The organism is Okeania sp. (assembly GCF_983059655.1).
Map to the genome: position 1 here is coordinate 20,209 of NZ_CEZPJD010000005.1, position 15,965 is coordinate 36,173.

Consider the following 15,965-nt stretch of genomic DNA (forward strand, 5'->3'; position numbering starts at 1 on the left):
CTAATTTTATCTTGATAATCTGACAATACTTGATTGATTATCGGCATAATTTCTTTCCAGTCTGCTTCCCTGTTGACAGCTCCGAAAAATATGGTAAGATATTTATTATGGGAGAGTGTGTGCTCAGATAGGGGTACTATTCTAGCCAATTGATTGTGAAAAACTACAACGTTGGGGTTATATTGACGTAAAAAATTAGCTAGGGATGGGGTAGAAGTTTGTACACAGTGACAGCCACGATAGCTAAGATAATTATTTTCAGCATATTCAGGACGACGTAACGGATTATCATCAATTTCAGCCACAATCAAATAATCCTTTTCCAGCAAAGACTTAAGTTTGTGAAAGTCAGACGGATAATTTAAAATACTACGTTGCCAAATAAACACCTTTTCTTCTTGAGGTAACCCTATATTTAAGTCGGCAGTTTTCGCAGCAGAAAAAGTTCTTACCCCAGGAATAGTAGCGCTAAAGCGGTCTGGTTCCAAAACTCTGACAGTACCACAAACTTTTGGGTCCATAATTATCGTTTGAATTAATAATCTCCGGGGAGGAATAGGAGATTTAGTGGCGCGTGCAATGAAATATTCAGCAGCCGTCTGAGTAGCGAACTTTTTTGAGTCCAAACCCAAAGCATCAACCAGCACTTCAGTTACTTGGAGAAACTTTTGAAACTCCTCTGTTTTTTCACCACGAGTTTGTATTTCATATACTTGTAAACCTGCGTTAGCGAAACATGACTTGAGACTTTCCAGAGTAAACCAATGACGAATTATTTCCGAATTCTCCCAACCACCTTTAAGCAAATTAAAAATTCTGCGCCAATGCTGTACATTTTGTACAATAGCCAAAACTTGACCATCATTTTTTAACCAACTTTGATGATATTTCAAAACTGCAGTCGGGTTAGCGATCGCCATTAAATCTAAACCATAAATCAGACAGTCTACTGTTTCTGGTTGGATATTTAGAGTAGAAATATTTTGTTGTAAATTTCCTACTACAATTTTATCTACTTGTTGTAAGACAGAATTTTTAGCAAAGTCTGGATTAGATTCAATAGCAATATAATAACAGTGAGGATTAATCTGTTTATATTGAGAAGCTATTGTGCCATTACCACAGCCAAATTCGATAATAACTTTAGCATCAGCGGGTATAAATTTTAGAAGTTCTTGGTGAATGGAATTTTCTGAAGAATTAAATCTAGTCTGAGTCATCTTCTTTAATTTAAGGTGCTTCAAATAATACCATTTCTCAAAAACTTTTCAATCAGAAGGAAGAAGGAAGAAGGAAAAAATCTGGTATTGTATGGGTTTTTAGCTTTTGATATATCAAATACAGTAATGGCGACTGCTCAGTTATCAGTTATCAGTTATCAGTTTTTAACCAGAAAAATTTGAGTAGGAATGAGATATTTTCAACTCCACTAAAGAAAATTGACAACAAAGACCAATCATTTCACATACATCTATAATATATAGCAGTAGATTTGTAAATTTGGCGATATTTTGATTTTTTCTACAGTCAAAAGTCAGGTGAGGTATATATTTAAAGCCTGATTCTAGCCGAGAAAAAAAAATCAATTACTCCCAGAAAGTAATCGAAAGAAAACCAATAACTCACAGTCATTCAAATTCTGAGGGAACTCAACTTTGAACCAGAAAAAATTTGAGTGGAAATGAGATATCTTCAACTTCACAGAAGAAAATGAATCACAAATTCTCAGCACTCTCTATACATCTATATATGTAGATTAGTAGATTTGTAAATTTGGCGATATTTTGATTTTTTCTACAGTCAAAAGTCAGTTAAGACATCTATTAAAACCCTAACTCTCACCAAGATAAAAAAATTAATCACCCTCAGAAAGTAATCGAAAGAAAACCAAAAACTCACAGCCATTCAAATTCTGAGAGAAATTAACTTTTAGTCAGAAAAAATTTGAATGGGAATGGGATATTTTCAGCTCTACTATAGAAAATGAATCACAAATTCCCAGCACTCTCTATACATCTATAAATATGTAGAACAGTAGATTTGGAAATTTGACGATATTTTGATTTTTTCTATAGTCAAAAGTCAGGTGAAGTATATATTTAAAGCCTGACTCTAGCCGAGACAAAAAAATTAATTGCTCTGAGACAGTAATTCTGAGAAAATCAAAAATTAATAGCCATTAAAATTCTGAGAGAAATCCATTTTTAGCAAAAAAAAATTGAGTAGGAATTAGATATTTTTAGTTCTACAGAATTACGCATTCGATGCATAACTTATAACTTCCGTGAAACGGTATTAGCTAACTCTCATCCAAGTAAAATGATGAGAACTTATTCTATATAACTCCTCTTTTACTGAGACATATAGATAAGCTATCGCTTATTTATATATAGATAGTCAAATCTGTTAGACTTAACCAATATAAATATTAAGACAATGAACAAACCTAGATACAAACAGATGATGAAATGCAAAATATGTGAATCTATTTCTTTCAAGTTTGCTGAAGCGCATATCCTCAACAAAAAATATAAAATCGACTACTTTCAATGTCAAAACTGCAACTTTATCCAAACAGAATATCCTTACTGGTTAAGTGAAGCTTATTCTCAAGCAATCGCTAGAAGCGATGAGGGTTTAATCTTTAGAAATTTGATGTTATCTCAAATCACAAAGAATATTATTGATCGAATCTTTAACCCAGAGGAAAAATTTCTCGACTTCGGTGGTGGATATGGCTTATTTGTCAGATTGATGCGGGATATTAAGTACAAGTTTGATTGGCAAGATAAATACTGTGAAAATCTCTTTGCCCAAAACTTTACAGCTACTCCAAACAAAAAATATGAATTAGTTACTGCTTTTGAACTACTAGAACATTTAGTTAATCCTATTTCTGATATTCGAGAAATTTTAAATTACTCCCAAAATATTCTCTTCAGCACAGAAATATTACCGCCAAACAATCCTAAACCTAATCAGTGGTGGTACTACGCTACGGATGAAGGTCAACACATATCTATATATACAGTTAAATCTCTCCAAATTATTGCTCAGAAATTTCACCTCAATTTCTACACTAACTATTCATCACTCCATTTATTAACGGAGAAAAAAATCTCTCCTGCTTTTTGTGAAGTACTCTTGAAATATGATGCGGAAAATCTCCGAAAAATTCTTAGACAAAATCGGGATTATCTCAAAACATTCGAGAGAATTTTTTGGAGGGAAGGAAGAGGAAGCAAGAAGGAAAAAGTAAATTCTCTAAATATCTCAACATCTACCTCAAAATCTCAAGAATTTTCAGACAAAACTGAATTTTTACAGCCACAAGAAGGAGAAGGGATAAATCAAGAACTAAATTCTCTCAACATCTCAACATCTACCCCAAAATCTCAAGAATTTTCAGACAAAACTGAATTTTTACAGCCACAAGAAGGAGAAGGGATAAATCAAGAACTAAATTCTCTCAACATCTCAACATCTACCCCAAAATCTCAAGAATTTTCAGACAAAACTGAATTTTTACAGCCACAAGAAGGAGGAGGGATAAATCAAAAAGAAATTTATTTCAATCTCCCAACATCTACCCCAAAATCTCAAGAATTTTCAGACAAAACTGAATTTTTACAGCAACAAGAACCAGTAGTTATAAGGAAAGAAGAAATGTCCTCAAAACCAGAAAAACTTACAGAGATAAACGAACTTTTATCAACTCCAACAACTCCTCAAAAATTAGGAATTAATATTGCAGGTTTTGTGAAAGGAGAATTAGGAATAGGAGAAGGAGTAAGAGCAACACTTCGAGCAATAGAAACCACAAATATTCCCTTTGTTATCAACAATATTATCAGCACTCCCCATAGGAATTCCGACCAAACCTACCAAAGTTTTACCCAAGAAAATCCACATCCAATCAACCTATTTCAAGTCAACGCCAATGAAGTCAAAACCTTTCTGAAAAAACCAACTGTCAGACAATATTTCACCAATAAATATAACATCGGTTTTTGGGCATGGGAACTTCCGAAATTTCCTCCAGAATGGATAACAGCATTTACGCCATTTCACGAGATTTGGACTTACAGTAATTATTGTGCCGAATCTATCTCAATGGTTTCATCTATTCCTGTAATAAAAATGATGCCCAGTATTTCTCTGCCTATTCCGAAAATTAGTAGAAAAGAATTAGGTTTACCAACAGATAAATTTATCTTTCTATTTATCTTTGACTTCTTTAGTCGCCTCGAACGAAAAAATCCACTCGCCACAATTACAGCATTAAAAAAAGCATTCGGAAACTCAAACCCAGATGTTTTTCTCCTGATAAAATCATCCAATTCTCAAAAATTTCCTAGAGATAAATCACGGCTAATAAATACTATCGGAAACTCCCCAAATATTAAACATATAGATGGATATTTATCCAAAGAAAAAATCAATGCCTTGCTTTACCATTGCAATTGTTATGTATCTCTACATCGCGCCGAAGGCTTTGGTTTAACAATGGCAGAAGCAATGTTTTATGGCAAACCAGTTATTGCCACAGGCTATTCATCAAATACTGAATTTATGAATGTAGGAAATAGCTTTTTAGTCGAATATGAAAAAGTAGCGATCGCCGATAATTACGGACCATATAAACAAGGAGATATTTGGGCAAATCCTAACATCGAACATTGCGCCAATTTGATGAAATATGTGTTTAATAATTCTGACCAAGTTCAAAAAATTGGATTAAAAGCGGCTGAAGATATTAAGTTATTACTTAGCCCTGAAACTATGGGTAAAAAAATCAAGACTCGCCTCGAATATATTGCTCAAGTCACGGAAAACTTTACTAATCTTCCAGCCACAAAATTATCTCAGTCTTCTGCGAGCAAAAAATCTCCACTTGTTAGTATTTGCATCCCTACTTACAATGGAGAAAATTTTATCAGAGCTGCAATTAATAGCGCTCTTTTTCAAACATATTCCCATCTAGAAATCATAATTTCCGATGATAATTCCACCGACAAAACCCTGGAAATAGCCAAAACATTAAAATCGAAAAATCCACAAATAGAATTTCGGATTATTTGCCATCAAAATTATGGCTTAGTGGGAAATTTAAACTTCTGTATTTCCCAAGCCAGAGGTAAATATATTAAATTCTTGTTCCAGGATGACTTACTCGAAAAAAGCTGTATTGAAGAACTTGTCAAAATAGCAGAAGAAAATTCGGAAATAGGTTTAGTATTTTCTCGTCGTCGCGTAATTTTAGAACCTGGTGCAGAAAATAATTCTACTTGTGTCGCTGCTTATCGTGGTACTCAAGATTTACACAAGGATTGGTCAAATTTGAAAACTATTCAGTCAGGAAAAGATTTATTATTAGACCCTAATTTAATGAAATATCGCTTGAATAAAATTGGCGAACCAACGACAGTATTAATTCCTAAAGCCGTCTTTGAAAAAATCGGACTTTTTGACTCTAGTTTGACTCAAGTATTAGATATAGATATGTGGTTCAGGATTATGGGAAATTATAAAATTGGATTTGTAGATAAGTCTTTATCTCAACTTCGTATTCATCCCCGCCAACAAACTCAAGTTAATCTTACTTCTGGGAAAAATCCTCAAGATTATCAAAAGTTTTATCTGAAAATGCTGGAGAATCCTGTTTATCGTTTTTTGACTCCAGAGGTGAAGGAAACTGCTAGAAAAAAATTAAGTGTTTTACTCACAAAAGACTTTTTTCAACTGCCAAATTTGGTGGAACAATATCGTCACTATCCTGCTGATGAGTCGGTTTTAAATAATCTTCGCCAATTACGCCTTCAACTCGCTGAAAAATTATTAGGTTTATCAAATGAACAATTGAAATATTTTTATCAAGCTGAAATAGGTAGAATATATAAGCTTCTGTTAAATAGTGGGATAAAAAATGAAGTTTTTACTGCTTCCGAACAAGAGTTTGTTGCTAATTTACAGGAAAATTTTTCTACAACTAATCTCTGGCAAAGTCTTTTAGCATTTCTGCTCTATCGCTTTGCTTTTCAGTTACCCATAAATTATCGTCAAGCTGTTTTGCCAAAATGGATTTTTACTGATTTTCTGAATTTTTTATTTGCTAGACCTCTAAAATTTCAGGAAGTTGGAGAATTGGAAAAATATTGTGAGTATGTCAAAGATTTGATTGTGTATTTGAAAGGGAATGTTTCTAGTAATAGTAACTCCGCAGTTAGACAAAGTATTGCTGCTTTTCTTGCCGACGATCTTGATTTAACTGTTTTTTCTTGTTGTGATTTTTAACGTAAGCATTTCCTACAGAATGCTGCGCAAACAGCCGTCAGCCATCAGCACTTCAGCTATCAACTGAATGCTGACAATAGCTGTTATACAAATTTGAAAAAATAATGCTACATTTGAGTGAAACTTCAATTATTAAGTAATTAACACAGACTGAATATTTTTTTGATCATTAGCATGCCAGTTATTGTTAATTAGGATTTGCTGAATAAATCTCAAATAATTATCAGATAATTATTTTAGCCTTTTTAGGTGTTAAAAAAGTACATGGTTTTCAGCTCTTCATGCTCATGCATGGAGCGCACTTTTAGCGCATAGTTGGGCAAAAAAATTCTCCCCTACTCCCCCGCTCCCCTACTCCTTAAAAAAGACTTTTTCTCTTCCAAATATTTAGCAAAATGTGTTGAAAGTGAGGGAGTTTTTTAGGGTGTAATGGGTATCAACTTGATTATTCCTTTTCCGCAAAAACAGGCTTCGCGGTAGCGATGCGGAGCATTATCGTTCTAAAATTCGTCTGAGAATATTACTGTATAAATTAAGCCTTCAACAAGATACTTTTACTGTTATTTCTATTCTAGAAAATTTAGATAGACATAACTTTGAAATAGTGTTATCTTATTTTTTAATAACAAATGATATTTTGGGCTTATTCTGTAAAAAATATTATTTGTCCATAAAACTGCTCAGAAATTTATCTGAGTGGGTAAATACTATCCGCACCGATAGACTGGATATTTTACTGATAACTGATAACTGAAATGACTCATCTCTACTAACCCTACTGATACACCAAACCCCTTCTGCTATCTAATCTCTATATAGACTCGCACCTATCCAAATAACTACAAAAGTTTGAGTTGAAGAAGTAAAAACAGGTGGATTTATCCCGTGGAGTGTCAAAACCGCCATAGCTAAAGATATCCGTAATTTAGATTATTGTGGCGAAACAAACATTCTGTGAAGCACTCGAGTTTAACCCCTCAATGACTTTACCCAGTTCAGGCTTATTCCTTACTTTCCACCCAATCATCACAGTTAGGCCAACCCGTGCTAGTTGGGGCGCTAACCCTGAAACGGGTGAGTAATGAAATCATTTGCACTCACCGATGGCAAATGTCTAGCGCATGTCTAGTTTTCAAGAAGGTGCCATACCAAACTCTATTTTAGTATTGTGCCCCAATAATCTCCGGCCAGAAAATTATGAAGAGATACTGCTATGGAAACAGATGCGATCGCTCTGTGATAAATTTTGCCTGGACAAAAAACGAATAATAGTGATTAAGAACCTCAAATCAAGAGCAGATTTTTCACAATGCCTAGAGCTAGTTGATGTATATTTAGATGCTTTGGGAGATACTGAATTAGTCTCAGTAATCCAGTCTATATTAGTAGTAGTAACACCAGTAATCAGATATAGTGAAACATCCAGAGGAAGACAAATAGCAGCATTACTAAAAGAACTAAAATTACCGGAATTAATCGCTCATGCTGAGAAGGAATATATAAACCTAAGTGTAACATTAGCCACTAGCTTAGACTTATGCTGGGATTATGGCAACCAAATTAGGCAGAAGATAGCCTTTAGTCCTTCCTTCTAGCCGTTCCTTCTTCCTTTTGCCATAGCTAATGAAAGAAAAACAAAAATTAACTCTCTTGATTTGTAGTACTAAATAATGTATAAAACGATTCTAATAATTTCAGTTATGGTTAGTAAATGAAGTCGAGATTAAGACTACAGATAGAGTCAATTTTCCAACAACTTGAATCAAACAGAATCTAATCTTAAAAGCCCTGAAAAAAACGGAATTTTCTATCATAAAATGAGGATTATAATGATTATAATAAAGGATAAGTAACTAAAAAATGTAATAAATAAAAATAGTAAAACCTAGATGAATAAAGCACAATAAAAACTTCTAATTGTAGGAGAAAAAGATTACTATAACTCTTAATTATCTGATCTATATAATCATTATTGAACTCAAGCTATTGTAGACGGTAGTAATAATGATGTTATGATTAAGTAAAGCCGAATATAAATATTTTGACTAGCATATTTATCCGGATCATACCCGAGTTAAAAGCAGTTAGTGAAACTATGGACTAATAAGTATATATTTTTACCAATATTCCTAGTGCCATAACTCCGGTTATAGATACCAATAACAAGGGAACAGGTCCAAATAATAATGCGTCGAAAGTCAAAATCACCTACTTCTTTATATTTTTAAGATTTAAGGACAAACCAATATAAAGAAATAATAATGATGTGGTAACTTAATATGCCACTACTTTTAACAGAAGACTAAATTAAAAGGAATAGTGCAAGTCAGTTGGAGATACGGAAAATGACAGGACTGTTTCAAATCGGTGATAAATTATTGCAAGCTCAAGATATCCCATCGTTATTAACACGTTATCAGTTAATGCCCCATTTTTTACGAGGGGTGATAATCGACCAAGCGATCGCTAACTTGACTTGCACAGAAGAGGAACAAACTGCAGCGGTAGAAAAATTTGAGGGCCAATATCAGTTAAATACCCCTGAAACCAAACAAGCATGGCTCAAAAACCAAGACATGACCCAAGAACAATTGGTCGAAATGGCAATTAGGCCAATATTACTAGAAAAATTTAAACAAGAAACTTGGAGTAATCAAGTAGAAAGATATTTTATGACTCGTAAGAGCAGTTTAGACCAGGTAGTATACTCCCTGATTAGGACAAAAAATCCTGGTCTAGCTCACGAACTGTATTTTCGCATAGTAGAAGAAGAACAAACCTTTGCAGATGCAGCCCGTCAATACTCTGAAGGTCCAGAAGGGCGCTCGGGAGGATTATTGGGGCCAGTACCTCTAAGTCAACCACACCCTGCTATCGGCAAAATTTTATCAGTAAGTCAACCGGGTCAAATCTGGGCACCACGCCCATTAACGGAATGGACAGTAATTATTAGATTAGAAAAATTTATCCCTGCACAGCTTGATGACTCAATGCGACGCGCTCTCATAGATGAACTATTTGAAAATTGGCTCAGAGAACAAATAGGAAAAATTGGCACCCTAAAACCACTACGTTCGGATGTAAAAGTATGAAAAATAATTAATAATTAATAATTAATAATTAATAATTACTGCCTCTGAAAAATTGATTAATTATAAAACTACTAACAGACAAAAAAATTAACATTTAAAGGAGCAAAAAAAGTGCCTAGTATTACATTGAAAACCCTGAAAAAATTAGCATAAAAGGTAGGAGGAATAGCAGGAAATTTAAGAGAAAAATATATCCAACTATTTCCTCTATAATTCCTATTTCTACTCCTGGGAGGGGTTAGGGGTGTTCCCTACTCCTGAAAAAGAATTTTTCAGCAAACCCTATATTACTGATACAGCACATTTCAAACTAATGCGGTACAACTGACGGGGTAAATATTTTTTGCTTGTTCACTACCCTAATTCCCGTCTTTTCTAATCATTAAAAGCATCAATATATGTACCTCATAACGCGCGGAAACTGCTGTAACTGATAACTGATAACTGATAACTGATAACTGATAACTGATAATGGCTACTTCCTCAACAATATCAAGAACCCAAGTACAAGAATTTCTGGCAGATCAACCACCATTTAATCGACTTTCAGAAAATGCACTGAAAACTCAATTAGTGGGAAAGTGTCAACTGCTCGGTTACCGTAGTGGCCAACCACTATTTGAAAGAGAAAAAATGCCGACCCAAGTAGCAATTATCTATCAAGGTCAGGCACGAATATTAGGCTATGACCAGCGATCGCAACGTCATGTCAGTTTGCAGTTAGCAGGGCCAGGAGAAGTCCTTGGTTGGGCTGGGTTGTTACGAGGGACGCCTTGTGAAACGGCACTCGCTTCTACAGATTTAATTGCCGTGACTTTACCCGCTGCAGACTTCTTAGCAATACTAGAAGCAGAGCCAGAATTTGGGGCAGCCTTTTTAGAACGTCCAGCAGCGAGCGAAGTATTTGAACTACTCAGCCAAGAATTTGCTAGAAGAGCTGAAGTTAGTGGGAATTTGAAAGAACTGGCTAAAAATGTTGTCGAAAAAACTGTGGTAGTTAACCTACCAAAAGGAGATGTCAAGACTAAGGAACTAGAATCTATCTTAGAGTCGGAAAAAATCTGGCTAGTTAGTAGTGGGGTAGTAGGAGATTTTGCTCCGGGTAGTCCAGTGGTTTTAGATGGAGTGGGTAAGTCTTTAAAAATTGAGGGAGCCAGAGGAGCAAGAATTTTAGGATTTCCAGAACAAAAAGACCGAGGAGAAGTTGAGGAGGGTACGGTCGAAAATGGGGCACAAAAAGCTGAACTTGTGCCTTTAGATGTATCTATGGTCCCCCAAGCACCAGCACGTCCACCAGAGCCAACAGTTGTTCAAGATACTCAGTCAATTAAATATCCAATTTTCCGGGGTAAGGGAGAAGTACCTGTTGCTCTGGCTTGTTTTCAGATGCTGGCTAAACATTTGAAACTGAAGTTTCGCCGAGATGTGATTCGCCGGGTACTGGACAATCAGATGAGGACTGCGGGTAGAGTTTCTCTGCAAGCTTGTGGAGCGATCGCCCAAATGATGGGATTAAGTGGTCAACTGGTACAGGTTCCCGCAGCAACAGTTAATCGTCTGAAAGCACCAGCTTTAGTTCAATGGCAAGGTAATTTTGCCGTACTCTACAGCATTACAGAACAAGAGATTGTTGTTGGTAGTCCAGAATTCGGATTAACTCGCCTCAAGCCTGGCCAATTTGCGGAAATCTGGGGAGAGTCTGGACAAGTTCTACTACTCCAGGCACCAAAATCAGAACAGAAGGAACAGTTTAGTTTTTGGTGGTTTATTCCTTCTTTAATGGAGCATCGCACGGTCTTTATTGAGGTGTTGATTTCTTCATTTTTTGTACAGATATTTGGCTTGGTTAACCCCCTGATGACGATGATTGTTATCGATAAAGTGATGGGGCAACGTAGCATTGAGGCGATGGATGTTCTGGGTATCTTGATGTTATTGGTGGCTCTATTTGAGGCTTTGTTGGGGGGTTTACGAACTTTCTTGTTTGTGGATACTACTAACCGGATAGATGTCAAACTTAGCTCGGAGGTTATTGACCATTTACTCCGTCTCCCACTCAATTATTTTGATAATCGTCGGGTAGGTGATTTGACGGGCAGGATTGGAGAATTGGCTAATATTAGGAATTTCCTCACAGGTACAGCTTTAACGGTGGTTTTAGATTCGGTATTTTCAGTACTTTATATTGCTGTGATGTTGGCTCTTAACCCGTTAATGACGGCTGTAGCTTTGGCAGGGGTGCCTTTCTTTACTGGAATTATTATCATTAATTCTCCAATTGTAAGAAGACTTTTAAGGAAAAAGGCTGAACGTTATGCTGATTCTCAGTCGTATTTGGTGGAGGTTTTAAATGGGGTGCAAACTGTTAAGGCCCAGAATTTGGAACTTCGGTCTCGTTGGGAATGGTCGGCACGTTATGCAAAGTTTATGACTGCTAGTTTTAATACTGTTTTAACTCAGACTACTTCTAGTTCTATTAGTACTTTTTTAAATAAACTTTCCGGACTGGCACTTTTATGGGTTGGTGCTTATTTGGTAATTGATGGTCAGTTATCAATTGGAGGATTAATTGCTTTCCGAATTATTGCTGGTAATGTGACAGGTTCGTTACTCCGTTTTGTGAGTGTTTGGCAGAGTTTCCAAGAGGTGGGAATGTCTATTGAACGACTTCGAGATGTATTGGATACGGAGGCAGAGGTAGATGAGGAAGACCGGAATAATATTGATATGCCACCTATTAATGGCAGTGTTAAATTTGAGGAGATTTCTTTCCGATTTACTCAAAGCGGACCTTTACAATTAGCAAATGTAAATTTGGAATTTCCGTCTGGTTATTTTGTGGGAATTGTTGGTTTGAGTGGTTCTGGAAAGAGTACGTTGATGAAGTTATTGCAACGTTTATATCCTGCACTTTCTGGTCGAATTTTTATTGATGGATATGATATTCAAAAAGTAGAATTATATTCATTACGCCGTCAAATTGGGGTGGTTTTACAGGATACTCTCCTATTTAATGGTACGGTTCAAGATAATATTGCGTTGACAAATCCTGATGCAACTACTGATGAAATTGTCAGGGCGGCTAAGATAGCAGTTGCCCATGAATTTATTATGAATTTGCCTAGTGGTTATAACACTGTAGTTGGTGAAAGAGGTGCTTCTTTATCAGGGGGACAAAGGCAAAGAATTGCTATTGCTCGGACGGTTTTACAAAATCCAAAATTGTTGATTTTAGATGAGGCAACTAGCGCATTGGATTACAGTTCGGAACGTCAAGTTTGTGAGAATTTGGCTGAAGCTTTTGCTGATACAACTGTGTTCTTTATTACTCACCGTTTAACTACAGTAAAAAATGCTAATACTATTATTATGATGGATAAAGGTTCGGTGGTGGAACAGGGGACTCATGATGAGTTGATGGCGGTTAAAGGTCGTTATTTCTGTCTCTATCAACAACAAGAAGCTCAACAGTAATTAAAGTCAAAAGTTAAAAGTCAAAAGTTAAAAATGAAGTCAAAATTCAAAAGTCAAAAGTCAAAAATTAGAAATTAATAAAGTTAGGAATTAAAAAAGTCATAAAGTTAAAAGTTAAAAGTGAAGTCAAAAGTTAGGAGTTAGGAGTCAGGAGTCAGAAGTTATTTTGGCACAACAATTATTTAATGAAGAAAACTTGAAAATAATTGCTTAATTACCCAAAGAAGGAGTCAGGAGTTAGGAGTAATTTTGGTAACAACTTTTCCTGATTTTTCCCTACTCTCCCACTCCCTCACTCCCTACTCCCTCACTCCCTACTCCCTACTGCCTACTCCCTACTGCCTACTCCCTACTAAAAAATTAAAAAACAAAATGGATACTCAATCTACATCATTAAACGAACAACCAGTCATTCTAGAGAAACCAGCCATATTATCTAGGCTATTTCTATGGATGATTATGATAATTACCAGTTCAGCAGTAATCTGGGCTTACTTTGCTGAGATAGACCAAGCAGTACCCGCTACAGGCCAATTAGAACTTAAAGATGGGTCCATAGATGTCCAAGCTCCTACCAGTGGCAATGTAGTTAGACTTCATGTAGAAAATGGCGATCGCGTGGAAAAAAATCAACCATTACTAACTTTTAGTCCTACTGCGCCTAGTGCAGATTTAGGTTCTGCTAAAGAATTAAGAGACACACTAAAAAGAGAAAATCTGTTTTATAAAGAAGTACTAAATGGTAAAGTTCCCACAGCTTTACCTCCAGATTTACAAAAAATAGCTCAAGAGCGACAAACTAGAATATCGGAAAATCAAACATACCGCGCTCTGATTGATGAGCTTTATTTAAACAGAGGTGGTTTTGTTAATGTTGACCCTAGTTTGCAAGGACTATATGTAAACTATAAAGCTGAATATAATTCTCGTGTAGGTGCTGTAGAATTGCAAATTACAGAAGCTCAAAAACAACTTCAACAAGCAGAAGAAGATGAAGAAGCAGCCAAGGAACAATTAAGAGTAGCTCAAGATCAATTGCAATATGCGAGGCAACAATTAGAGTTTGCCAAACAACAATTAAATAATGGTAAACAACAACTGAATTTTGCTTACGAACAATTAAATAATACAGAAAAACAACTGAAATTTGCTAACGAACAACTGAAAAATACTCAGGAACAATTACAATATTCTCAAGAACAGTTAGAGCTGGCTAAAGGACAGTTAAGTAAGTCAGAACAAGTATTAGGATCTAACCAAGAAATTTTAGGACAAATATCTCCTTTAGTAGAAGAAGGAGCGATCGCTGAACTACAAAAAAAACGTCAGGAACAAGAGGTATTTCGGGGTGAAAGTGAGCTTTTAAGACAACAAGACCAAATTCAAGCAAGAGCAGGAGAAATAAATACTAGATTGGGAGAAGTAAATTCTCGGTTAGCAGATATTAATGTTAGAGAAGGGGAAATAAATTCTCGCAGGTCTGATATTAATACATTGGAAGGAGAAATAAATATTCGTGAGGGAGAAATAAATTCTCGGCTATCAGATATTAATGCTAGAGAAGGAGAAGTCAAAGCTCGTCAAGCGGAGATACAACGCGCTAGGTTAGAACAACAGCGTTTAAATGTATCTATTAATAGAACTAAAGAACAATTAAAAAATACTAGGGATGCTTGGGCAAGGGAACTTTATGCCAGAATTGCTGAAAATGAAGGAAGGGAAATTGCCAGAATAGATTCTCAATTTACTCGCTTACAACTAGACAACAATAAGAGGCTAACTGAAGTTAATGCTCAGATTGAAAAATTAGAAGAAACTCGCGATAATCAGGTTTTAAAATCACCAGTTTCAGGGGTAATTTTTGATTTACAACCTGTTAGTAAGGAAGAGTCTTCTCTAGATATAAAAACTGACCCTATTTGTCAATATGTAATTAATGATGTTTTGAAGCCTGGGGATATTAAACCAGAAAGATGTGAAGATGCGTCTTATGAAGCACAACAAACTCAACCATTATTGACAGTATTGGATGATGATGAAGGTTTAGAGGCGGTAGTTTATATTCAAAATAAAGATATTGCTTTAGTTTTAAAAGCTTTGAATGATAAACGGAAAAAATTAGAACCTTATCACGACCAAGAGTTAGCTGGTGGAGAGGTTATTGAATGTGAACCTGGTAAAAAATGTGCTTGTCCAGAACTGAAAGAAAACCGAGAAAAATTAGGTTTAAGTGATGTAGAGTGTGTGCCTGTAGAGGTACAAGTTGAAGCTTTACCAGCTAATGAATTTGGTACAGTAACTGGAGAAGTTATTTCTATTAGTGATGACGCTTTTCCACCAGACCAAGAAGCAGGAAGACCTTATTTTTCTTTTGAAACTACAATTGATTTGGAACGGCAAACATTTGTGTTGGATAATGAGAATGATTTGGAAATTGGTTTGCAGAATGGTATGGCAATTAACTCTAATATTAATGTTGGTAAGCGGACTGTTTTAGAGTTGTTCTTTAATAGATTTACTGGCAAGTTTAGGAGTTTGACTAATGTGGATTAGTGATTAGCTATCAGCTAGTCAGTATTTCAGCTATCAGTTTCATTAGCTTGAATTGTATGGGTTAAAACTCCAAACAAGACAAGATGCCAATATGCCAAGGATTAAAATCCTTGGCTAATACCTGAAGTCATCTTTTAGATGACTAATTTTTATAGATTTACTGGTAAGTTCTATTTTTTATCCCTTAAAAAGAGAGCTTTTAGACTACAATTTTTCGGTAATTTGATGAGTCAAATTAATTATTCGGTAATAGTGGAAAATATTTCAAGCGTTTAAGATTAACTATTGGTCTATATTTTAAGTGCTTTAGGTTATTGCTGTATTGGCTAAAAAAATATGTAAGCATTCAGCTATTAGCTGTCAGCTATCAGCAACAAGATTCTCTCCTTAAGGAAAGTGTTTAAATTAACAACTAACTTTAAGGACAAGGGAGCCAATTTTTGTAGTAAGACAATTAAATATTGCTTTTATCCTAAATTAAAAGCAATAGCTGATAGCTGATGGCTGACGGCTGAATGCTTACAAAAATATACTTAATCCGAGGATAAAAAT

At 35.4% G+C, this 15,965-nt stretch carries 6 protein-coding genes; 5 read left to right on the top strand and 1 reads right to left on the bottom strand.

Features of this window, described 5'->3' with window-relative positions:
* Positions 1-1,220: methyltransferase domain-containing protein (locus tag AC3DU7_RS00970; RefSeq protein WP_488037501.1), on the bottom strand; the 1,220-nt coding region annotated here is incomplete at its 3' end.
* A 1,216-nt stretch (positions 1,221-2,436) separates the two neighbouring features.
* Between AC3DU7_RS00970 and AC3DU7_RS00975 the strand changes: the two genes are divergently transcribed.
* From AC3DU7_RS00975 to AC3DU7_RS00995, 5 genes are all read left to right on the top strand, one after another.
* Positions 2,437-6,294, top strand: a complete 3,858-nt coding sequence (locus AC3DU7_RS00975) for a glycosyltransferase (RefSeq protein ID WP_488037502.1) — start codon at positions 2,437-2,439, stop codon at positions 6,292-6,294.
* 1,121 nt (positions 6,295-7,415) lie between these two features.
* A complete protein-coding gene (locus tag AC3DU7_RS00980; protein ID WP_488037503.1) occupies positions 7,416-7,889 on the top strand; it encodes a hypothetical protein in 474 nt (157 codons plus the stop codon).
* A 750-nt stretch (positions 7,890-8,639) separates the two neighbouring features.
* Complete coding sequence (locus AC3DU7_RS00985; RefSeq protein WP_488037504.1) at positions 8,640-9,386, top strand: peptidylprolyl isomerase; 747 nt, start codon at positions 8,640-8,642, stop codon at positions 9,384-9,386.
* A 471-nt stretch (positions 9,387-9,857) separates the two neighbouring features.
* A complete protein-coding gene (locus tag AC3DU7_RS00990; protein WP_488037505.1) occupies positions 9,858-12,860 on the top strand; it encodes a peptidase domain-containing ABC transporter in 3,003 nt (1,000 codons plus the stop codon).
* Positions 12,861-13,109: 249 nt separating this feature from the next.
* Complete coding sequence (locus AC3DU7_RS00995) at positions 13,110-15,413, top strand: beta-barrel domain-containing protein (RefSeq protein WP_488037506.1); 2,304 nt, start codon at positions 13,110-13,112, stop codon at positions 15,411-15,413.
* The last annotated feature ends 552 nt before the right edge of the window (positions 15,414-15,965 follow it).

Coding starts and splice junctions, on each gene's coding strand:
- AC3DU7_RS00975 (WP_488037502.1), top strand. CDS start 2,437: ATGAACAAACCTAGATACAAACAGATGATGAAATGCAAAATATGTGAA.
- AC3DU7_RS00985 (WP_488037504.1), top strand. CDS start 8,640: ATGACAGGACTGTTTCAAATCGGTGATAAATTATTGCAAGCTCAAGAT.
- AC3DU7_RS00980 (WP_488037503.1), top strand. CDS start 7,416: ATGTCTAGTTTTCAAGAAGGTGCCATACCAAACTCTATTTTAGTATTG.
- AC3DU7_RS00990 (WP_488037505.1), top strand. CDS start 9,858: ATGGCTACTTCCTCAACAATATCAAGAACCCAAGTACAAGAATTTCTG.